Origin of the sequence: Devosia sp. A16 (assembly GCF_001402915.1) — a bacterium.
Taxonomy (GTDB): domain Bacteria; phylum Pseudomonadota; class Alphaproteobacteria; order Rhizobiales; family Devosiaceae; genus Devosia_A.
In genome coordinates, this window is the sequence record NZ_CP012945.1 from 2775380 (window position 1) to 2797509 (window position 22130).

17 protein-coding genes are annotated in these 22130 nt (G+C 67.0%); 2 read left to right on the forward strand and 15 right to left on the reverse strand.

Annotated features, from left to right (window positions below):
- Positions 1-40: 40 nt before the first annotated feature.
- From trxA (APS40_RS13580) to APS40_RS13640, 13 genes are all read right to left on the reverse strand, one after another.
- Entirely contained in the window at positions 41-364 is a 324-nt protein-coding gene (gene trxA / locus APS40_RS13580) for a thioredoxin (protein WP_055047561.1), read from the reverse strand.
- A 333-nt stretch (positions 365-697) separates the two neighbouring features.
- Positions 698-1021 (reverse strand): thioredoxin, encoded by a 324-nt coding sequence (trxA, locus tag APS40_RS13585; RefSeq protein ID WP_055047562.1) that lies wholly within the window; start codon positions 1019-1021, stop codon positions 698-700.
- A 79-nt stretch (positions 1022-1100) separates the two neighbouring features.
- Positions 1101-4520 (reverse strand): double-strand break repair helicase AddA, encoded by a 3420-nt coding sequence (gene addA / locus APS40_RS13590; RefSeq protein WP_055047563.1) that lies wholly within the window; start codon positions 4518-4520, stop codon positions 1101-1103.
- Positions 4517-7471, reverse strand: coding sequence for a double-strand break repair protein AddB (addB, locus tag APS40_RS13595; protein WP_055047564.1), 2955 nt, complete (start codon positions 7469-7471; stop codon positions 4517-4519). Before addB ends, addA begins: the two co-directional genes overlap by 4 nt.
- 238 nt (positions 7472-7709) lie before the next feature.
- Positions 7710-8153: a tRNA (adenosine(37)-N6)-threonylcarbamoyltransferase complex ATPase subunit type 1 TsaE gene (gene tsaE / locus APS40_RS13600; RefSeq protein ID WP_055047565.1), complete on the reverse strand. Its 444-nt coding sequence runs from the start codon at positions 8151-8153 to the stop codon at positions 7710-7712.
- A 39-nt stretch (positions 8154-8192) separates the two neighbouring features.
- A complete protein-coding gene (locus tag APS40_RS13605) occupies positions 8193-10595 on the reverse strand; it encodes a sensor histidine kinase (protein WP_055047566.1) in 2403 nt (800 codons plus the stop codon).
- A 539-nt stretch (positions 10596-11134) separates the two neighbouring features.
- The gene (gene ahcY, locus APS40_RS13610) at positions 11135-12535 is read right to left on the reverse strand and encodes an adenosylhomocysteinase (RefSeq protein ID WP_055047567.1); all 1401 of its coding nucleotides are present in this window, start codon (positions 12533-12535) and stop codon (positions 11135-11137) included.
- An 84-nt stretch (positions 12536-12619) separates the two neighbouring features.
- Entirely contained in the window at positions 12620-13144 is a 525-nt protein-coding gene (locus APS40_RS13615) for a DUF2937 family protein (RefSeq protein ID WP_055047568.1), read from the reverse strand.
- A gap of 86 nt (positions 13145-13230) precedes the next feature.
- The gene (locus APS40_RS13620; RefSeq protein WP_055047569.1) at positions 13231-13542 is read right to left on the reverse strand and encodes an HPr family phosphocarrier protein; all 312 of its coding nucleotides are present in this window, start codon (positions 13540-13542) and stop codon (positions 13231-13233) included.
- Positions 13543-13839: 297 nt separating this feature from the next.
- Positions 13840-14238 carry a PTS sugar transporter subunit IIA gene (locus tag APS40_RS13625; RefSeq protein ID WP_055047570.1) on the reverse strand — a complete coding sequence of 133 codons (399 nt, stop codon included), beginning with the start codon at positions 14236-14238 and terminating at the stop codon, positions 13840-13842.
- Positions 14239-14323: 85 nt separating this feature from the next.
- On the reverse strand, positions 14324-14809 hold the full coding sequence (locus APS40_RS13630) for an HPr kinase/phosphorylase (RefSeq protein ID WP_055047571.1): 486 nt from the start codon (positions 14807-14809) through the stop codon (positions 14324-14326).
- Entirely contained in the window at positions 14806-16539 is a 1734-nt protein-coding gene (locus APS40_RS13635; protein ID WP_082434708.1) for a sensor histidine kinase, read from the reverse strand. The genes APS40_RS13630 and APS40_RS13635 overlap by 4 nt, the downstream gene beginning before the upstream one ends.
- Positions 16540-16607: 68 nt before the next feature.
- Positions 16608-17327: a response regulator transcription factor gene (locus tag APS40_RS13640; RefSeq protein WP_055047573.1), complete on the reverse strand. Its 720-nt coding sequence runs from the start codon at positions 17325-17327 to the stop codon at positions 16608-16610.
- Between the two features lie 227 nt (positions 17328-17554).
- Between APS40_RS13640 and pckA the strand changes: the two genes are divergently transcribed.
- Positions 17555-19117 carry a phosphoenolpyruvate carboxykinase (ATP) gene (gene pckA, locus APS40_RS13645; protein ID WP_055047574.1) on the forward strand — a complete coding sequence of 521 codons (1563 nt, stop codon included), beginning with the start codon at positions 17555-17557 and terminating at the stop codon, positions 19115-19117.
- A gap of 403 nt (positions 19118-19520) precedes the next feature.
- Here the strand turns inward: pckA and APS40_RS13650 are convergent, their stop codons facing one another.
- Both APS40_RS13650 and APS40_RS13655 read right to left on the reverse strand, forming a co-directional pair.
- Positions 19521-20354: a cell wall hydrolase gene (locus tag APS40_RS13650; protein ID WP_082434393.1), complete on the reverse strand. Its 834-nt coding sequence runs from the start codon at positions 20352-20354 to the stop codon at positions 19521-19523.
- 350 nt (positions 20355-20704) lie between these two features.
- Positions 20705-21388, reverse strand: coding sequence for an HAD family hydrolase (locus APS40_RS13655; RefSeq protein WP_055047576.1), 684 nt, complete (start codon positions 21386-21388; stop codon positions 20705-20707).
- Between the two features lie 81 nt (positions 21389-21469).
- Here APS40_RS13655 and APS40_RS13660 point away from each other — a divergent pair, with 81 nt between their 5' ends.
- On the forward strand, positions 21470-22078 hold the full coding sequence (locus APS40_RS13660; protein WP_055047577.1) for a J domain-containing protein: 609 nt from the start codon (positions 21470-21472) through the stop codon (positions 22076-22078).
- The last annotated feature ends 52 nt before the right edge of the window (positions 22079-22130 follow it).

Here is a 22130-nt window from a genome sequence, read left to right on the forward strand (position 1 = left end):
AGAGACTATTCCCGATCGCACCGGAAAATCGTCAGCAAAATCAGGCTGCGAACTGATCGAGCCACTTGATCAGCTGCACGCGCGACTGGCCGGCGCCGACCTTGAAATCCACCGGCTCGCCGTCCTTGAACACGATCAGCGTCGGCATGGCGCGCACATTGTACTTCACCACCGTCGAGGGATTGGCGTCGACGTCGAGCTTGACGATCTTCACCTTGGCGGCGAGTTCGGTCGAGAGGTCGTCGAGGATCGGATCCATTGCCTTGCAGGGCGGGCACCACTCGGCCCAGAAGTCGACCAGCACAGGCTTGCTTGAGTTCAGCACTTCGGCTTCAAAGTTCTGGTCGTTGACGCGCGTACCCATGGTCGTCTCCATCGTCGATTGGCGATGGACGCTACAGGGAGTCGGGTGGAGTGGGAAGGGATAGGTTTGCGTGGAGTGACACCCAGGCAGAAGCGGTTCCTTCCCTTCTCCCCGCAGGGAGAAGGTGGCGCGAAGCGCCGGATGAGGGGTTCACAGGTCGCTGAGCGCTGGTCAATCCAGCGAAGCCGAGAAGCTGAACCCCTCACCTCAGCTTTGCCAAGTCGCTCCGCTCCTGGCGACGCTATCCTCTCCGCTCAGGGGAGAGGAGGCAAAGCGAAACGCCGCCGGCGGAGCCAGCGGCGTTTTCATTTCAAGCAGCGAGTGACGCGTCGATCAGGCAGCGTGGCTCTCGAGCCACTTGGCGAGGCCGGCCTTCGGGGTGCCCGCGCCGATCTTCATATCGGCGGCTTCGCCGCCCTTGAACAGGATCATCGTCGGGATGGAACGAACGCCGTACTTGACGGTGGTGTTCGGGTTGTCATCGACGTTGAGCTTGACGATCTTCACCTTGCCCTGCAGCTCGGTCGAGAGCTCTTCCAGAACCGGCGAGATGGCGCGACACGGGCCACACCACTCGGCCCAGAAATCTACGAGCACGGGCTCTTTCGAGGACAGGACTTCCTCGCCAAAATTGGCGTCGGAAACGTGGGTTGTCATTGATTTTGCCTTTTGGGTTGAAAGCGGCGGTCTGTGTGATCCAAAAGCTAGGTAGAGTCCAGTGTGACTTCAACGAACGTCACCGGATGGTGAACCCCCGCGCCGCTTCCGCCAAAGCAGCGTCCGGCAATTTTAGCAGCGATTCCAACCCAGTCCAGAGGATCGCCGCCTCTATCCTCTGTCCCGGGAAAAGCTGCTTTGCAACAAGCGCATAGAGCCCGAGCTGCGTCAGATAGGCGGGTTTGACCCGCGCCGGTTCCATCACCGGATCGGCATCGGACTTGAAGTCGACCAGCAGCATGCCGTGCGGGGTGGCGACGATGCGGTCGATGCGGCCGGCAATGGTGACGGTCTCCCCCTTGTGCTCGGCGGTGGCGAGGAACGGCACTTCGGCGCGGCTGGCGGGGGTGAACAGGTGGGCCAGCTCCGGCCGGGAGAGAATCGACAGCGCCCTGGTGGCGAGGCCCGGATGCTGCTCCGGTGCCTCGGGCAGCAGCAGCGGCAGGGCCCTCTTGGCAACTGCCGCCCGGTCCTCGGGCGCTACTTTGGCGAGGTGCTGCAGCAGCGCATGCAACGCCGTGCCGGCGAGCCGGGCGGTCTCGGGGTCGAGGCCCTCCTCGAGGCGGGTCGCCAGCGTGCGGGCGGGATCGGAGGGCGTCTCGACGCTCGACGGCCTCAGCACCTTGCGGGGCTTGCGCTCCGGCAGCGGCTTGAAGTCGAGTGCCCCGCCGCCCGGATCGAGCGCGGCATCGACCGGTTTCAGCCGCGCCGGCGCAGGTCGCTCCCTCGGGTAGATCAAGGCGCTGGTGATGCCATCGGCGTCGACAACGCTCTCGCTGAGCGGCGCCAACCCCTGTTCGATCGCCTCGTACCAGCTACCGTCGACCTTGCCCTGCTTGGTGAGGTAGCCGGTGACATAGAGCTCGTCCTCGGCGCGGGTCATGGCGACGTAGAGCTTGCGCCAATATTCGCGGATCTGGTCGCCGTCCGCCTCGTCCTTGAACCCGGTGGTGGCGGGCGCATGCGTCGCCGAAGACGAGGCATGAATGAACAGCGGTGGTTCTGCCCTGAGGTAAACGCTGCGCCGGTCACGGCCCCGCTCGGTGCTGGCCGCATCGGCCAGGATGACGATCGGCGCCTCGAGCCCCTTGGCGCCATGCACCGTCATCACCCGCACGCCGGCGCCGCCTTCGGCCAGCTCGCGCTTGATCGTCACTTCGCGCGAGCGGAGCTCGGCCAGAAAGCCCAGCAGCGAGGGTTGCGCCGATTGCTCGTGCGACAGCGCCAGGTCGAGGAACTCGGCCATCACGTCGTCGATCTCCGAGCCGAAGCGGCCGCGCATCCGCCTGAGCCCGCCACCGGCATAGAGCACGTCGGCGTAGAAATTGAACGGCCGCTCGAAATCCAGCCGGTTGCGCCAGCGATAGAGCTGCTCGTAGGCCGCCTTCACGGCGGGGATGTCCGAGCCCTCGATGGCCCGCCACAACCGTTTCTCGCCGCGCGGCTGCGCCACCGCGAGAAGGTCGTCCTCGCTGACATCGAACAGCGGTGAGCGCAGCAGGGCCGCGAGTTGCAGGTTGTCGGCCGGATTGCTCAGCACATCGCCCAGCGCCATCATGTCGAGCACGCCCAGATGCGTGGTGACCGCCAGTCGGTCGGCGCCCGGGGTCGGCACTCCGGCGCGGATCAGCGCCCGGATGATCTCGTGGAACAGCACGCTGCGGACCTGGACGAGGATCAGCACGTCGTCGGCGCTCACCGCCTTGCCGCGCGGCCCCAGCGGGCGTTTGGCGTCGATCCAGCCCCTAATCTCGCGGGCGATCCTTTCCGCCACCTGTCGCTGCGCGCTCTGCGTCTGGATCAGCGGCGGCTCGGTCGGCCAGTTCGTCGGGTCGGTCTCCTCGGCCTGGTCCTTGATCGGCGGCCACAGCGTCACCAGCCCACCGGCATCCGCGCGGGCGGTCGAGTGCGCGACGCCGCTGCTTTCGAGCGCGCCCTCCCTCAGGTCGGCGCGCTTGAAAACCTCGTCCACGGCGTTGAGCACATTGGGCAGGGTGCGGAAGCTGTAGCGCAGCGGCACCGGGGTGATCTCGAAATGCGCGGCGCGGGCGCTGAACGCATATTGCCGCCCGGCCTCGACAAACACCTTGGGGTCGGCACCCTGGAACGAGAAGATCGACTGCTTCTGGTCGCCCACGGCGAACAGCGTGCGCGGCCGGTCGGCGGCGCTGTCGCCGAAGAAGAAATCGTCGATCAGCGCCCCCACCACCTGCCACTGCAGCGGATTGGTGTCCTGTCCCTCGTCGACGAGGATATGGCTCAGGCCGGCATCGAGCTTGTAGCGCACCCAGGCGCCCTGTTCCTCGTCGCGCAGCAGCGCCGCCAGCCGTTCGATCAGGTCGTCGAAATCGAGCAGCGAACGGGCCCGCTTCTGTTTCTCGTAATACGCCGAGATCGCCGCTACTACGTCGAGCATCGCCTCGCTGCGCGCCACCAGTTCGGCGCTGACCAGCTTCTGGTAGAGCTGCTCGAGCCGCTGCCCTTCCGCCACCAGCCGGGCCGCGATCTCGGGGATCAGGGCTGCAGTCGCCTTCTTGAGCAGGGTCTTGCGCGCCGTGCGGTCGGCCTGAGTCAGGAAGGCATCGAGCAGGTCGTCCGGGTCCGGCCGTTCGGGATCGATCTGGCCGAGCCGATCGACGAAATCGGTGCCGGAGGGATCGGGCGCCACCAGCGCGAAGATCTGCGCGTGGTCGTCGCGGCTGAGCCCGTAGCCCGCGCCGATCTCGGCCATCACCTCGTCGATGCTGCCGACATTTCCCACCAGTTTCAGCAGTTCGCGCTTGGCGGCCTGGCGCCGCGCCAGCACCGGCCTCAGCGTACGCTGCTGGTTGAGCGCCTCGAGGATGGCGGTCTCGATCTGGAAATCGCTGAGCAGGCCGAACAGCGTCTCGACCGCCCCCGCCTCGCCGCTTCCTCGCAGCCCCGCGGCGAGCACCGTCTCGCGCGCCTCCAGCAGCATGCTGTCGCGCTGGTGCTCCTCGAGCACGCTGAAATCGAACGGCACGCCGGCCTCGCGCGGGAAGCGGTGCAGCACGCTCTCGCAGAACGCGTGGATGGTCTGGATGCGCAAGCCGCCCGGCGCCTCCAGCGCCCGGGCGAACAGCGAGCGGGCGCGCAGCCGCATCGCCGGGGTCGGCGGCACCCCGCTCAGCCCGGTCAGGTCCTTGATCAGCTCGTCTTCGCTTTCGAGCGCCCATTGCCCCAGCCGCTCGGCGACACGGCCGCGCATTTCCGCCGCTGCCGCCTTGGTGTAGGTGAGACAGAGGATTTCCTCGGGCCTGGCGCCGCTGAGCAGCAGGCGCAGCACCCGGGCGGTCAGCACATAGGTTTTCCCCGAGCCGGCATTGGCCGTCACCCAGACGCTGCGTTCGGGGTCGGAGGCATCGCGCTGTGCCGCGACGATCTGTTGCGGCATCGGGCTCAGCAGGCGCCGACTCATGGATCATCCACTCCCGCGGTCAGCGTCCACTCGTCGGTGCGCGCCAGATGGTCATAGGGCCCCGGATAGGACTTCCGGCCGGTCTCCACCCGCGGCCGGATTCGCGCCGCCATCGGCAGTTCGTCCTGCAGCAGGAACAGCTCGACATGCCGCTGCATGCGGCGCTCGATCTCGTCCACTGCCTGCATCAGGTCCATGCCCTTGGGCAGTTTGAACGGCTTGACCTGGAACGCCGCCGGCCCGAGGCCGATCTTGATATAGGTCAGCGCCGAGCTGTCGCGGGGCTGAAGGCCGGGGAACACTCCGGCGCGCGCCATTGCCGCTTCCAGCAGCAGTTGCGGCGCGTCGAACGCCGTCATGTCCTTGGGTTGCGGCACGCCGCCGGTCTTGAAATCGATGATCTCGAGCGTGCCGTCGCGCTTGACGTCGAGCCGGTCGGCCTTGCCCACCAGGGTAAAGTTGTCGAGCGCCGGAAACAGCCACTCCCCCTTGGTCTCGGCGTGGCGCTCGAGGATCTCGGCATCGCGCCGCCGCTCGTAATCGAGGAACTGCCGCGCGGCGCGCTCGAAGCGCTTGAGCCAGATATCGCGACGCTCCTTGATGGCGTCGAGCCCGGCAAAGGCATCGCGCGCCATCCCCATCATCTCGGGCAGCGCCTCGGGCAGTTCGAGGTCGAGCCCGGCCTCGACGAACCGCTCGAACACGCCGTGGATCATGGTGCCGCGCTCGCGTGCGCTCGGCTCGGTGCCCAGTGGCTCGAGGCGTTGCAGGCCGAGCACCCGCCGCGCATAGATGTCGTAGGGCGAGCGCATCAGCGGCTCGATCTCGGTGATGTTCAGCCTGCGGGGGCGAATACTTGCCGGCGGATTGGGCAACGGGCGCTCGGCCGGTCGCGGCACGCCGGCATGGTCGATCGCATCGGCTTCGGCCAGCCAGCGGGCGCCCCGCGCCCGCAGCAGCCGGGTGTCGACCTCGCCGACGAAGGCGTAGAGCCGCTGCAGCAGCGGCGAAGGCAGCGCCGGCGAGGTGCCGATGCGCTCGGCATAGGCGATGATCACCTCGGCATTGCCCACCGCCATGACGAAATCATGCGCGGCCTGGCCCTGCCGGCGCTCCGGCGGCTCGAGCCCGATGCCGATCCGCATGCCGCGGCTCAGCCAGGGGCCAGGGTCGGCGACCGGCGGCCAGATATCCTCGTTCATGCCGGCAAGGATCATCAGGTCGGGGTTCATCAGGCGGGCCTCGAGCTCGCCCCAGATATGGATGTCGTCGCGCGCCGGCACCGGGTTCTGCGTCTTGCTGCCGGTGAGCAGCGCCTCGAGCACGGCCTCGAGGTCGAACGGCGCGAACGCCGTGCCGCCCTGGTCGAGCGCCGCCAGCTCGGTGGCCCAGCGACGCAACTCGGTCATCCCCGGCAGGTCGGCATCGGCGATCAGCGCCTCGAGCGTCGCCAGCAAAGCCGAGGCCAGCTCGGGCGCCGTGATCCGCTCACGTGCCTTTAGCGCCGTGACCGGCGCCATCGCGGCTTCCAGCCGGTCGAGCAGCTCGGGCAACTCCTCGCGGTCGGAAAGGGCCCTGAGGCCCGCGATACCGGCGCCCGGACGTTCGGAGCGAAAGCGCAGGTCGAGGTGGTCGGTGAGTCTGCGAACGACGAAACGGTCGAGCCCCAGCGACACCGCCGCATTGCGGAGCAGCGCGATACTGTCGACCGGCGCATAGTCGTCGGTGACGACGGCCAGCACCTGGCGCGCCAGCCGGCCGGCGCCCGACTGAAACAGCGGCGTCCCCGCGGCGTCGTCGACCACCACGCCGTGGCGGTTCAGTTCGGCGGCGATGCGGCGCGCCAGCGTCTGGTCGCGCGCCACGATGCCGACCGTCTTGCCTTCGGCCAGCGTGGCGCGGGCGGCGAGCGCGATGGCGCGCGCCTCGACGTCGGCATTGCGGGCGGCAAGCACGCTGATGCCCTCGAGGGCGCGGCTCACCGGGATATCGGCACGCAGCATCGGCCAGGCCGGAGTTTCGCTGGCTGGCGCCAACGCCGCCTGCACCAGGGCGGTGCGCGGTGTCTCGCCACCCAATTCTACCACCTCGCCGACGCCGGCCCCGAGGCTGCGCAACAGCTTCATCAGGCCATATTGCGGGTGGCCCTGGGTGGTCTCGCCATTGATCATCCGCTCGTGGCGGTCCGGGGTGAACGAGGTATCGAGCCCCGGCAGCACCACCACGCCGCGCGGCAACTCCGCCACCGCCTTGAGCAGCGCGGCGGTTGCCGGGATCGAGCCGGTGGAGCCCGCAGCAATCACCGGCCGCTCGCCGTAGAGGTAGCCGGCGGCGCCGGCCTGGCGCAGCAGCCGTTCGTTCCGCGCCGTCGCGGCATCGATCCGGCCGCGTTCGGCGAGGATCGCCGGCCAGGCGGAGAGCGCCACGTCGAGGAATTCCAGCACCTTCTGCCAGTTGCCGGCGAGTTCTTCGGGCACTAGCTCCTTGAGCTTTGCGACCTCGATGCCGGCAATGGTGAAGTCGTCGATCACCTCGCCCAGCGAGTCGGCGAGCCAGAAGATCTCGGCCGGATTGGGGGGCGTCGCAAAGCTCTCGGCGCGCTCGGCGAACAGCCGCACCAGGTGCGACAGGGTCAGCCGGCGCTCGAGCAGCGAAGCCGCGGGCTTGCTGGCCGGCGCATCGAATGGCGGCAGGAACGGCTCCTCGTCCGCCACCTCGCCGCCGAAAGTGCGGATATCGGGCAGCAGCACGGTGCCGCCCTGGCGTTTCGCAAACTCCTCGGCCAGGACGAAGCGGGCGCGCCGGGTGGGCAGGATGATGGTGACGTCGCTGAGCCAGAACGGCCCCTCGCGCCGCCAGTCGCCCAGCAATGTACCATCGAGCACCCGCTCGGCGAGCGTGGCGAGAAAAGGCGCGTGGGGCGCGATGGTGAAAAGCGAGTCGCGGCGCATGGTGCGGGATTTGACTCGGTGAGGGGAGGGAAGTCCAGTCGGGTAGTGGCCAGAGGTTCGGGCGTGCGGCCATATGCGATTGCCCGCCCGACAGCTCCACAAGCTCGGTGTCATCCCCGCGAAGGCGAGGACCTTCGTTTTCTTGGCCACCATCGCAAACGAAGGTTCCCGCTTTCGCGGGAATGACTCCGTGGGAATGGCAGTTGAACAGGTACACGGCGCGCGGTCCCGCGGAGCTTTACAGATGCCGTCCGTCGACAAACGCCACGGTCACCGCCCGGCCTTCCCCACCTGCGGGAACCGTGAGGGAGGCGCGAACCGTCGCCTGTTGCACCACCTCGTCCGACCGCTCCGGCCATTCGACGAGGACGATGGCGTCGGCGCGGTCGAACAGGCCGAGTTCGTCGACCTCATGCGGATCGCCGATCCGATAGAGGTCGGCATGCAGCACCGGATGGCCATCGGCCTCATAGGGCTGCACCAGCGCGAAGCTCGGGGAGGGTACATCGAGCGTGTCATCGCCGACGAGGGTGCGGATCACGCTGCGGGCCAGCGCCGTCTTGCCGGCGCCCAGGTCGCCTTCCAGCAACACCAGGTCGCCGGGGCGCAGCAGCTTTGCGAGGCGGCGGCCGAGTTCGGCGGTCGCATCGTCATCGGCAAGGAACAGGGGCTCGGCGCTCATCGGTCTCGGATAGCCGAGGATGGCGGTCGACGCAAAGCCCTACTCGGCGGCGCCGGCCATTGCCGCGTCGCTGGGGAGGCTCACCACCACCCGGGTGCCGCGCGGCTCGCGCCGCTCCACCGCGATGGTGCCGCCATGCATGTTGACGAAGGCGCGGACGATGGAGAGGCCGAGGCCGGCGCCGCGTTGGCGCACCGGGCCGGCCAGTGCCTCGTTGCGATCGAGCAGCGCAACCCGCATTTCCTCGCTCATCGGCGCGCCTTCGTCCTCCACCACGAACTGGATGCGGCCGGTGCGACCGCTGACGGTGAGCCGCACCTCGCCCCCCGGCTCGGAGAAGCGGGCAGCGTTGGACAGAAGGTTGTAGAGCACGTTCACGATGCGGGTGCCGTCGGCGATGAACGGCGGCAGGTCGGGCTCGATGATGACCCTGAGGTTCAGCGTCGGCTCGCCGTCGATGTCGGGGAAGGTGGCGGCGAGGCCGGCGCGGGCCTTGTCGACCAGTGTCGCGATGTCCTGCGGCTCGGGCTGCAGTTCGGCGATGCCCGCATCCACCGTCGCGAGGTCCAGAATGTTGTCGATCAGCACGCCCAGCGTCGCGCTCGAGGCGCGGATGAAGTCGGTATAGCTGCGCTGCTTGTCGTTGAGCTCGCCCGCGGCTCCCGAAGCGAGCAGGTCGGCGAAGCCGATGATGTTGGTCAGCGGCGAGCGCAGTTCATACGAGACGTTCTGCACGAACGCATCCTTCAGCCGGTCGGCGGTGATCAGCGCGTCGTTGCGCTCTTTCAGCACCCGCTGGTAGTTGGCGCTCTCGGTGACATCGAGGAAGGTCATCATCGTCTGCCCGTCGGGCAGCCGCACGATGGCGTAGTCGATCAGCTTGCCGTCGGCGCGGGCGATGCGGCCCTGCCGGTCCGAGCGGGTCGGGTTGAGGTCGATGATCGAGCGCTTGAGATCGCGCCAGATGGTCGCCCCGTCCTCAGGCAGCGCCCGCGCCGCCGCTTCGGCGATCTGGTCGATATGCGGCGTTTCGGTGAAGAGGTTCGCCGGCAGCTTCCACACCGTCGAGAGCTTCGGATTGGAAAGCGTCAGGCGGCCATTGGTGCCGAACACCGCTACGGCTTCGCTGAGCGCATTCAGCGTCGAGCGCTGCACGTCGAGCACCACCTTGTGCTGGCTCTTCAGATTGAGCTGGTCGGTGATGTCCTCGAATACGTAGATCACCCCGCCCTTGGGGCCGGCAGGAGCGGCGATCACCTGCACGGTGCGGCCGTCGGGCAGGTGCCAGGGTTCGAGTTCCTTGGGCACGCGCAGCTGGTACGCGCTGAGGTGCCGGGTGCGCCAGCCCTGGTAGTCGGGCTCGTTCGGCAGCTTGCCGTCGGTGCGGAGCTTGTCGAGGATGACGCGCTCGTCCATGCCGAGCTTCAGCCAGCTGGGATCGATATCCCACATCGCGCAATAGGCGCGGTTGAACTGCACCAGCTCGCGGTTGGGATTGAAGATGGCGATCGGCGTCGCCAGCGCGTCGATGATGGCGCTGAGGTGCGACAGGCCCGGGTCACGCGGCGCCGCGTCCTGGCGGGCGTGGAGGTACCCGGCCGAGCCGCCGTTGACCGGGAAATCGACGACCTCGAAATCGCCGATCTCGCCCAAAGTCACCATGGTGCTTTGCGGCTTGCGCGCATCGCCCAGCACGGCGCGATTGCGCTGCAACAGGCCGTAGTCGACCAGCTCCGCCGGCTGGCTCTCGCTGGTCTTGCGGCCGAGCGCCCGCGCCAGGTCGTGGTAAGCGGCATTGGCAAACACCAGGCGGCCGGCGCCGTCCCGCAGGAAGGCCGGCTTGCCGAGACTGGCGAGCACCGTGCGGGCCGTGGCGTGGTCGGTGGCAGCCTGCGCCGGAGGGGCCGGCAGGGCCGGAGGTACTTCCGCGGCCGGCTGCGCGGCCGCGGGCCGCAGTCGCAGCGCCGCGCCGTTGCCGAGCAGCGAGCCCGACGCGCGCACCGTGCGACCGTCGCTGGCCTTGAGCGTCAGCTCGAAGCCGCGCCCGCCGACCCGAAGGTGCTCGATGGCGCGCGCGATCCGGTCGGCATCGGCCTCGCCCAGCCACGAGGCAAAATCCAGTACGGCTTCGGCGCGGCGGCCGGGCGGCAGCAGGGCCGAGGCCTGGCCGAGGAAGCGCGGGCCTTCGCCGGCATTGGCCCACAGGACGATGATCTCGCGGCCACCCGACAGCAACGCTTCGTATTCGTCGACCCGCGCCCTGAGGCCGGCGATCTGCTCGGACGAACGCTGCTGCGCCAGCCGGTTGTCGCGCAGCATGCGGCGCACCAGCGCCATGGCGATGAGCGCGAAGGCACCGGCGCCGAGCGCGATGGCGACGGGCGCCGCACCCATCACGTTGTTGGCGGTGATGCCCTGGGCCAGGGCGGGTGAGGCACTCACAAGCGTGACCAGACTCGCTGACAGACCTGCGAATCCCCAATCGTTCCGGACCCTATCCGGCGCCATATACTGCCCCTAACCGATTTTGCTGCTCATCGCCGCCCGACCCGGACGACGAACTCCGCACTGCCGCCGCGTCGAGCCCCATTGATTCGCCGCGCTTTCGGCTGGTCAAAACCCGTAACCGCCGAATCACCAGACATTACCGGGCGCGGATTCGCGCAAAAAGAGTCTAATTGTATGTGAACAGCGGGGAATGGCCCGAGAATGGGTGTTGACCCCGGACCGAACAGTGAACGCTTCGTTAACGCCGAGCTGATTTGGGCGGATTTTTTTGCCGGGTCTGCCCCTCACCCGTCTCGGCTGCGCCGAGCCACCCTCTCCCTCAAGGGGAGAGGGACGCCGTAGGCAGGATCGTGCTCTCTTCCCTCTCCCCTTGAGGGAGAGGGTGCCCAGCGGAGCAGGGCGGGTGAGGGGCAGTCCAGATAACTGAAGGGCGCCCACCGGGCGCCATTCGTAACTTACCGCGTTGCCGCCGCTCAGTACCGGTACTGCTCCGACTTGAACGGTCCAGCCTCGCTGACGCCGATATAATCGGCCTGCGATTTCGACAGTTTGGTCAGCTTGGCGCCGAGCTTGGCGAGGTGCAGTTCGGCCACCTTCTCGTCGAGGTGCTTGGGCAGCACGTGCACGGCCTTGGCGAGCTTGTCGCCATTGGTCCACAGCTCGATCTGCGCCAGGGTCTGGTTGGCGAACGAGGCGCTCATCACGAAGCTCGGGTGGCCGGTGGCGTTGCCGAGGTTGACGAGGCGACCTTCCGACAAGAGCACGATGCGCTTGCCCGGCGCCAGCTCGACGATGTCGACCTGCGGCTTGACGTTGGTCCACTTGAAGTTGCGGAGCTCGGCCACCTGGATCTCGTTGTCGAAGTGGCCGATATTGCAGACGATCGCCATGTCCTTGAGGTTGCGGATGTCGTCGAGGCTGACGACGTCCTTGTTCCCGGTGGCGGTGACGACGATGTCGGCGCGGTGCGCCGCATCTTCGAGGGTCACCACTTCATAGCCGTCCATCGCCGCCTGCAGGGCGCAGATCGGATCGACCTCGGTGACCAGCACGCGGGCGCCGGCGCCGCGCAGCGACTGCGCCGAACCCTTGCCGACATCGCCATAGCCACAGACGATCGCCACCTTGCCGGCCAGCATCACGTCGGTGCCGCGACGGATGGCATCGACCAGCGATTCACGGGTGCCGTACTTGTTGTCGAACTTCGACTTGGTGACGCTGTCGTTGACGTTGATCGCCGGGAACGGCAGCTCGCCCTTCTGCTGCAGCTGGTAGAGCCGCATCACGCCCGTGGTGGTCTCCTCGGAGACGCCGCGGATGTTGGCGCGGATCTTGGAGTAGAACTGCGGATCCTTCGCGAGGCGCTTCTTGATCAGCGCGAAGAAGATTTCCTCTTCCTCGGAATGCGGGTTGTCGAGCACCGACGGGTCGGTCTCGGCTTTGGCGCCGGTCAGCACCAGCATGGTGGCGTCGCCGCCATCATCGAGGATCATGTTGGGGGTCTGGCCGCCGGGCCATTCCATCATGCGGTCGGTATAGTCCCAGTACTCTTCCAGCGTCTCGCCCTTCTTGGCGAACACCGAGATGCCTGCGGCGGCGATGGCGGCAGCGGCATGGTCCTGGGTCGAGAAGATGTTGCAGCTGACCCAGCGGACGTCGGCGCCGAGCGCCTTCAGCGTCTCGATCAGCACCGCGGTCTGGATGGTCATGTGCAGCGAGCCGGCGATCCGGGCGCCCTTCAGCGGCTGCTTTGCGGCATATTCCTCGCGGATCGCCATCAGCCCCGGCATCTCGATCTCGGCCATGCCGATTTCCTTGCGGCCATACTCGGCGAGCCCGATGTCGCGGACCACGTAGTCGTTGTTGCTGGCCATCGGCCCTGTCTCCGTCAATATCGCTGGTGTGGGGGCCTTATACTGAAGGCGGCGGGCGCTATCAACCGGGATATAAAGAAAGCTTTATGTCTCTCTCGGGCGTCGCTCGACATAGCGCACACGCCGCCGCCGGAATGGCAGCATCAGCACGCCAACGATGGCCGAAAGGGTGACGTAGCCCACGCCGAAGCCGGCGGCGGCATAGCTCAGGCCTTCGACTGTCACCGGCACGGCCGGCTGGTAGTCGTCGAGGGTTCGCCGGCCGATCTCGGTGTCGAAATAGGCGGGCAGCCGCGCGAAGCGCTCCCAGCCGGTGGCGCCGCGCACTTCGTCCAGCGTCGCCGCCAGCTCGCGATAGCGCGAGAAGGTTCGCGCCATGGACTCGCCCCGCGCCGCAATGAAGCTGTCGCCGGTCTTCGAATAGCGGTCGATCGCCTGCTCGAGCGTGAGACCGGCCCCCCGCGCCGCCACCTCGAACTCGCTGGTGATGATGCGCAGCTCGTCCACCGCGCCACCGAGCCGCTGGGTATATTGCTGGGCATATTCGGGGAACTGGCTGAGGCAGAGGCCGAGCGCCAAGCCGCCGACGATACCGAGTGTCCTGCGCATCCGGAATGCTCCGTTCCCAGTTGCAACGGCCGATTGCCGGTGCCGTTCCGAGCATAGGAGCAGTTGGTGAGCGAGAGGCTAACCGATCAGGCGGCGGCGCCGTCGGAGTCTTCGTCGAAGCCGTTATTGACCAGGGTGGTGATGGCGTCGAGCGCTTCGCGCGCCTGCTTGCCGGTGGCCTGCACCAGGATGGTCGAGCCCGGGCCCGCGCCCAGCATCATCAACCCCATGATGGAGTTGCCGTTCACCGCCTGGCCGTCGCGGACCACCTTGATCTCGGCCTCGAAGCACTCGGCGGTGCGCACGAACCGCGCCGAGGCGCGGGCGTGCAGGCCCTTGCGATTGACGATGGTCAATTGCTGCGCGAGTGCCCGATCCGAACCAGCTGCTGTATCCATGGCGCTAGGATGCCGGAAAACGACTTTCCCGCCAAGCGTCTCGCGGGTGCGGTCGATGAATTTCCGATAGCCCCGTCCGCACGCCGCAGGTGCAGTCAGGGCACCCTCTCCCGTTTACGGGGGAGGGGGGACCACGCGAAAGCGTGGTGGGAGGGGGGAGCCCCACGCGCTGATGGTGCGCGGCTGGGGTAGAGATCGGTGTTCTTGGCACCCCCCTCCCACCAGCCTTTCGGCTGGTCCCCCCTCCCCCGCAGGCGGGAGAGGGAACGCCGACTGCAGGCCTCGGCGGCTCAGGGCTTACCCCCCCAGCGTCTCGCTGGCGACGTTGATGTATTTCCGCCCGGCCTCGGCGGCTTCCTTCACCGCCTGCTTGATCTCGAGGTCGGCGCGCACCCGGGCGAGTTTCACCAGCATGGGCAGGTTGACCCCGGCGATCACCTCGACTTCGCGCTGCTGCATGATCGAGATGGCGAGGTTGGACGGGGTGCCGCCGAACATGTCGGTGAGGATCACCACGCCCTGGCCCTGGTCGGCGGCATCGACGCATTTGAGGATGTCGTTGCGCCGCTCTTCCATGTCGTCATCCGGGCCGATGGCGACGGTCTCGACATAGTCCTGCGGCCCGACGACGTGCTCAAGGGCGGATTTGAACTCTACGGCGAGCGCTCCGTGCGTCACCAGAACCATGCCGATCATGCACTATCCCCAAAGTCTCGCAGGTTCCGGCCGGGCAAGGCGTTTCCCGTAGGAACCGCGAGTCTTGCCCCTGCAACGCCTCGATTCAAGTGGTTTTTTGTCGCGCCGGCGGCGCAGCGGCGTTGACGGCGGCAATCGCCTCGCCGATCAGCAGCAACTGGTGCCGGCTATCCACCACGCCCGCCCGTGGCACCGGGGCCCTGGCCACGGCGATGCCGCAGAGTTCGGTCACCAGCGCATCCTCCTCCAGCATGCGCTCCAGCGTCTCGACCAGGTCGATGACGAGGTGCAGCGGGGCCGCCTCGACGAACGGCCGGCGGACGATGCCGCGACCCCGCAGCTCGATCAGCCCGGCGATATTGGGCGCCGCCAGCATGCTGAGCTCACGGCCCGTGGCGACGATCACTACCCGATCGTCCGAGACCAGTGCTGCCGGGCGGCCCCGGGCCTGCCACTGCTCGATGAGGTCGAGCGCCAGCAGCGATTTGCCTGCACCGGACGGACCGCGCAGGATCAGGCCGATGCCGTCGAGGAGCAGTCCGGTGGCGTGGATGTTCTGGCTTGCGCTCACCGACGCTTCTCGGCCGCGGCGCGCTTCAGCGTCACGGTGAACTGCGCGCCGCTCCGGTCGGTGCGGTTCTGAGCGGTGATGCTGCCGCCATGCGCCTCGACGATCTGCTTGGAGATGGCGAGCCCGAGCCCGGAATGATCGCCGAAATGCTCGCCGTCCGGCCGGTCGGTATAAAAGCGCTGGAAGATGCGGGTGATGTCGCCGCGAATGCCCGGCCCCTCATCGGTGACCGTGATGGTGATCGCATCCTCGCTGGTGCGCACCACCACCAGCACCTTGCCGCCTTCGGGCGAAAACGACACCGCGTTGTCGATCAGGTTGTTGATCACCTGCGCCAGCCGGCTGTCATGGCCGAGCACGATCGGCACATAGCGGCTGACATGTTTTTCCAGCACCACGTCGACCTTGCGGTTGGCCGCAACGTCCCTCTGGATCGACACCATGGCGTCGGCCAGTTGCGCGACGTCGACCCGCTCGGCGCTCTGCCGCGCCAGCTCGGCATCGAGCCGGCTGGCGTTCGAGATGTCGGAGATCAGCCGGTCGAGCCGGCGCACATCGTGCTGGATGATGGCGTTGAGCCGCTCGCGGTCCTCGGCCCGCCGGGCTCGCGGCAGCGTCTCCACGGCCGAGCGCAGCGAAGTCAGCGGGTTCTTCAGTTCGTGCGCCACGTCGGCCGCGAACCGCTCGATCGCTTCGATGCGGTTGTAGAGCGCCGAGGTCATCGAGCGCAGCGCCTTACTGAGATGCCCGACCTCGTCGGTGCGGTCGGAAAAATCCGGGATCTCGGTGCGGCTGTTGACCGTCGAATGCACCTGCTCGGCGGCCCCCGCGAGCCGGCGCAGCGGCCCGGCAATGGTGCCGGCGAGCAGCAGCGACAGGATCACCGTCACCGTGGCGGCAACCAGCGCGATCCTCAGGATACCCCAGCGCTCGGCGCTGGCGATCTGGTCGATGTCGCCCGGCTGGGTGGAGAGCAGCAGCACGCCGACATTGGCGCGCACCCGCTGGATCGGCACCGCCACCGACACCACCAGCTGTCGTTTAGGGTCGATGCGGACGATCGCCGTCGGTGCCCCGCCCAAAGCTGCCGCAACCTCGGGGTAGCGCGTCCCTTCGTCGGCGCCGAATTCCTGGTATTGCGGGTAATCGTCGCCCGGCAGCCAGTCGACGAAGGCGTTCCACCAATCGAGGAGGAAGAAGCTGCCATTGTCCTGCGGCTTGGTGATCTGCCTGAGCACCTCGCCGCGCGCATAGAGATTGGCGCTGTCGAGGATCAGCAGCCCCTGCTGGTCGTAGATGCGCGCCCGGGTGCGGGTCGGGGTCACGAGGTTGCGCAACAGCGGCGCCACGCGCTCGGGATTGACCGGGAATTCGAGGCTCGGATCGAAGAAGCTGAGCGGCGAGACCACCTCGCTGCCCTGCAGCTCGATCAGCCGATCGGGATTGACGGTGATGACGTCGCTGTCGACCGTCGCGTCGCCGGCGATCGCCGCGGCGATGATTTCGCCCTGCACGCGCAGGCTCTGCACCCGCGCTTCGATCAGCCCGGTACGCCACTGGTTGAGGAACAGGATGCCGATCACCAGCACGGCGAGGCCGGCGAGGTTGAGCACGATGATCCGGCGGGCGAGGCTGGAAAAGATCGTCAGTTCCAGCAGGCGCCGGATCTGCTTGATCGCTGCGAGCACGAACGTACCGACGGCCCCGGCGATCCGGTTGAGCTTCGGCATGATGCCGACCTCCGCGGATGCGGGCTTGGAACCCGGCAACTCCTCTTCGGTAACGGCCAATTGTCCTCTTACTGCTCCTTGAAGCGGTAGCCTACACCGTAGAGCGTTTCGATCATCTCGAAATCGTCGTCAACGGCTTTGAACTTCTTGCGCAGGCGCTTGATGTGGCTGTCGATGGTGCGGTCATCGACATAGACCTGGTCGTCATAGGCCGCATCCATCAGCGCATTGCGCGATTTCACCACGCCGGGGCGCAGCGCCAGGGCCTGGAGGATCAGGAACTCGGTGACGGTCAGCGTCACCCGCTGGCCCTTCCAGGTGCAGGTGTGGCGCTCTTCGTCCATCACCAAGGAGCCGCGCTCGATCAGCGCCTTGCTCGGGGCCGCTTCGGCGCCCGGCGTCGCTCCGGCGGCGGCCGGGTCGCGAGGCGCGGCGCGGCGCAGCACCGATTTCACCCGCTCGACCAGGAGGCGCTGGCTGAACGGCTTGGTGATGAAATCGTCGGCGCCCATCTTCAGCCCGAATAGCTCGTCGATCTCCTCGTCCTTCGACGTCAGGAAGATCACCGGCACATCGGATTTCTGGCGCAGCCGGCGCAGCAGCTCCATGCCGTCCATGCGCGGCATCTTGATATCGAGGATGGCAAGGTCCGGCCGGTCGGCGGTCAATCCCTCGAGGCCTGAAGCCCCATCGGTATAGGTGGCGACCTGATAGCCCTCGGCCTCGAGCGTCAGCGACACCGAAGTCAGAATATTGCGGTCGTCGTCCACCAGTGCGATCTTGGGCATTGAGCTCCCTTTCATCCGGATCTGGCCGTGCGATTCAACCTCGCGCCGCCAATTGTGGCGAGCATTGACTGCCACAATTGCACATAAATAAGGCGCCGAGCCAATCAATGCCAGCATGCCGCACTCAACCGAAGTCGCAGGACTTCCGTCTTAAGCCGGATTTCGGGATGGGCGGCGGGCCCGAGACGGCCGTAACTCATGGTCATTCCAGACCGAGGGTAGCGGCCATGGCGCAGCGTATCGCAGACCAAATTCACACCGAACTGATGACCCGGATCGGCGCCCTGGCGCGCGTCCGCTGGGACGAGCTGCCGCCCACGCTGGTGGAAACCGCGCTCGCCGAGGGCGAGGGGCGGCTGGCTGCCGGCGGCGCCCTGGCCGTCACCACCGGGGTGTTCACCGGCCGCTCGGTGAAGGACAAGTTCATCGTTCGCGACGCCGCCACCGAGCACCATGTCTGGTGGGACAACAACCAGCCGATGGCCCCCGAGCAGTTCGAAAACCTGCTCGCCGACATGGTCGCCGCCACTGCCGAGCGCACGCTGCACGGCCAGCATCTGCTGGCCGGAGCCGACGAGCGCCAGCAGTTGCGCGTCAGCGTCATCACCGAGACCGCCTGGCATGCGCTGTTCATCCGCAACCTGCTGATCCGGCCGGAAACGGTGGAGGGCGCTGCCGACGTCACCATCCTACACCTCCCCAGCTTCACCGCCGATCCGGCCCGCCATGGCAGCCGCACCGGCACGGTGATCGCCCTCGACATGGGCCGCAAGCTCGTCTTGATCGCCGGCACCGCCTATGCCGGCGAGATCAAGAAATCGGTGTTCTCGCTGTTCAACTTCCATGCCCCGTTCATGGACACCATGCCGATGCACTGCTCGGCCAATATCGGCCGCGACGGCGACGTGGCGTTGTTCTTCGGTCTCTCGGGCACCGGCAAGACCACGCTGTCCAATGATCCCGAGCGGCTGCTGATCGGCGACGATGAGCACGGCTGGACCGCCGACGGCGTGTTCAACCTCGAGGGCGGCTGCTACGCCAAGACGGTGAAGCTCAGCCCCTCGGCCGAGCCGCAGATCCACGCGGCGACGCAGCGCTTCGGCACCGTGCTCGAGAACCTCAAGCTCGATGACCGGCTGGTGCCGCTGTACGACGACATCTCGCTGACTGAGAACACGCGCGCCGCATATCCGCTCGAAACCCTGCCGGCGGTGGCGCCGGGCGGCGTCGGCGGCAAGCCCCGCACCGTGGTGTTCCTCACCGCCGATGCGTTCGGCGTGCTGCCCCCGATCTCCAGGCTCACCCCCGAGCAGGCGGTGTTCCACTTCCTCTCGGGCTACACCGCCAAGGTCGCCGGCACCGAGCGCGGCGTTACCGAGCCCGTCGCCACCTTCTCGGCCTGCTTCGGCGCGCCGTTCATGCCGCTCCACCCCACGGTCTATGGCCGGCTGCTCGAGCAGCGGCTCGAAGCCTCGGGCGCCCGCATCTACCTGCTCAACACCGGCTGGACCGGCGGCGGCTATGGCGTCGGCAAACGCATCGACATCGCCACCACCCGCCGCCTGCTCGATGCGGCGCTGTCGGGTGAACTCGAACGCGCCGAACTGCGCACCGAGCCGCTGTTCGGCATGCAGGTGCCGCTGCGCGTCGAAGGGGTCACCCCGCGCGCGCTGGACCCCCGCGCCAACTGGGCCGACGTCACGGCCTACGACGCGGCCGCCGCGAAGCTGCAGGACCTGTTCGCGGTGAATTATCGGAAGTTCGAGCCGGTCCAGGCTGCCGCGGAGTAGGGTGCCGGCGAGTGCTGGAAGTGAACAGTCCCCGCGAGAGCGGGGATTGTTGTTTGGGGGTGTTCGATCGTTGCAGTCAGCGTCCCTCTCCCGCTTGCGGGGGAGGGTGCCGCCGTCAGGCGGTGGGAGGGGGGAGCCCCACGATCTGATCGTCGGCATGACCACGCACGGACTGTCGGCAATACCCCACTCATCCACGGTGCGCGGCTGGAGCAGAGTCAGTGTCTGTGGCTCCCCCTCCCACCAGCCTTTCGGCTGATCCCCCCTCCCCCGTAAACGGGAGAGGGTGCGCTGACTGTTGGCCTCAGCGGTGGGGGCGGGGAGGTCGAGCAATGAACGAGGGTGTACCCCCCAAATGAAAAAGGCCCCGTTCAGGGCCCATTCATCTGGAAACGGCTAAGTCTCAGTTCGTCGAGTAGAAGACGTGCGAGCCGATCGCGGCGACGCGGTTGAAGGTGTGGGACCATTTCGGCGCCACTGCCGTCGTGTGATAGAACAGCACCGAGTTCGGCACCACGCCCGGGCGTTCGCCGCGCTGGAATTCGTAGAACGCGTCTTCGGCCAGTTTGACCGAGCGGTTCCACGCCGTGCGTTCGCGCCCCATGTCGGAGCGGCCGTCGCAGGCGAAAGTGAACTGGCACTTGTAGCGACCCTTGTCGGCGTTCTGGAACACCACGCCACAAATGGTCGAGGGATATTTCTTGCTCATCGCCCGGTTGATGATGACGTTGGCGACCGCCAGCTGGCCCTCGCGGCTTTCGCCGCGCGCTTCGTGGTAGATCGCCTGGGCGAGGCAGAGCTTTTCGCCTTCCGCCAGCTTCACCCGCTTGGTGGTCGGCACGAAGTCGGCCTTCGCATAGCTGGAGAGCACGGCAGTGGTGAGCGCCGGCTTGTCGGAGATATCGACGCTCTCGATGGCGTCCAGCGCCTGGTTCTGCCGCTTGGCGATATAGCCCATCAGCACCGCTTCGGTGAGCTCCGCCTGCGGCGCCGGAACGTCGAAGCCTTCGAAATTGCTGAGCTGCTGGCGGCGATCGACATAGGCCTGCAGCAGCTCGTTGGTCAGCTGCGGCTGGGCGCCGGCGTGGAACTGCTCGCGCTTCATCGCCACGTTCTGGGTGATGGCGGCCGGAACCACGGTCTCGTTGGCGAGTTCTTCAGCGGAGGACGGAGCAAACGTGATCAGCAGCACCAAGGCTGCCGCGGCGAACGCCAATGCATGCGTTAGAACACGCATCGCTGGTGCGATCGACCCTGCTCGCAATCCGCCTACCTTCCCCCGATGCCGCCCCCGAGGCAGCCCCAGTTGTCTAGTTACCCTGACCCGAACGTAGCCGAGCTTGGGCAACGATGGAACCCAGAATTTACAGTTACTTAACCATGAATGTTAGGTTCCTAATTTGAGGTTAACGGCTCTCCCGTCGCCGGGAAAGCCCTGATTTTGCTGAGATTTGGAGATGGGTAAGGGGGCGTTGCGGCAATCGATAAAAGTTAATCGATCCGATTCGTTGCCCGAACGACACAGGTTCTCACGCCCTGACGAGCGCGAGAATTAACCTGTCGATTCCGAGTGAACTTGTGGGCCGGTCAGGCCTTCGTGAATGCCGCAGTCCTGAGGTCGTGGAGACTGTGCATCACCGCCACGCAGAGTGCGCTGATCTCGTCGGAGGGGGCGACGATATCGGGCACCATGATGGTCTGCAGCCCCGCCGCATGCGCGGCGCGGACCCCGGTATGGGAGTCTTCCACCGCAATACAGAGGCTCGGCTCGATCCCCAACCGCCTGGCCGCCATCAGGTAGGGCTCGGGATGCGGCTTGGGGTTGGTCACGTCGTCGCGAGTCACCACCGTCTCGAACTTTTCGAGGATGCCGGCGCCGCCGAGGTGCCCAAGCGCGTGGGCCGAGCGCGACGATGTGGCGACCGCCGCCGGGATGCGCCGCGCCTTGAGCTCGGCGAGCAGTTCATGCACGCCGCTCTTCACCGGCACGGCCTCGTTCATCTTGGCCTTCATCAGCACCCGGCACTTCTCGTCGAACAGCGTGTAGGGGAAACTGACGCCATAGGCTTCGACCAGCAGCCGGTTGGTGGTCTCGTGGCTGGAGCCGACCATCGCGTGGTGCACCGCCTCGGTCATTTCGAAGCCCAGTTCGGTGCTCACATCCCACACGATCTCCTTGAACACCATCTCGGTATCGAGGAGCGTGCCATCCATATCGAAGACAATGGCGGAGAACGGGCGGAGCGGAGCGGTCGGAACAGTGGGGGACATATCGGGGGATATAGGCAGATTTCCCTGCCGCCGCTACCCTTGGCTTCAACCTCTGGCGCCGACCTGCTATGAGCCAGCGCGATGACTGTGTTCGATCCCTATGAGGTGCTGGGCGTCGGCAAGACCGCTCGCCCCGCCGACATCAAGCAGGCCTACCGCCGCAAAGTGCAGGTCGCCCACCCCGACCGGGGCGGCGACCCGGAGCATTTTGTCGTTGTGGTGCGGGCCTTTGGCCTCCTCTCCGATCCCGACTCGCGCCGGCTGTTCGACGAGACCGGCATCATCGACGACGAGGCGGTGACCAGCTATCGCCGCGAGGTGGCGGCGATCCTCGCCGACATGTTCGATGCCGCGGTCGAAACCGCCATCGCCACCCGGCTGAAACTCGAGAACGTCGATTTCATCGCCCAGATGGCGGCCGCCGTCGAGACCGGCCTGGTCGACGCGCGGCTGTCGCTCACCCGCACCGATACCGAGATCGGCGCCCTGCAAACGCTGCGCGCCCGCATCCGCCGCACCGACGACGACCGCAACCTCTTCGCCGAACGGCTCGACGCCCAGGTGGCTGCCAAGGCCGAACAGCACCGCACCATCAAGCGCCGCGTCGCCATGCTGGAAACGGCGCTCGCCGAACTCGGCAATTACGAGAGCGAAATCGAACTGATCGCGGCGCTGGAAGCCGAGGGGTAGGGCATCGGGTCACCAAATGGTGGCCCTGATATCACCTACCCACCGGCTGTCA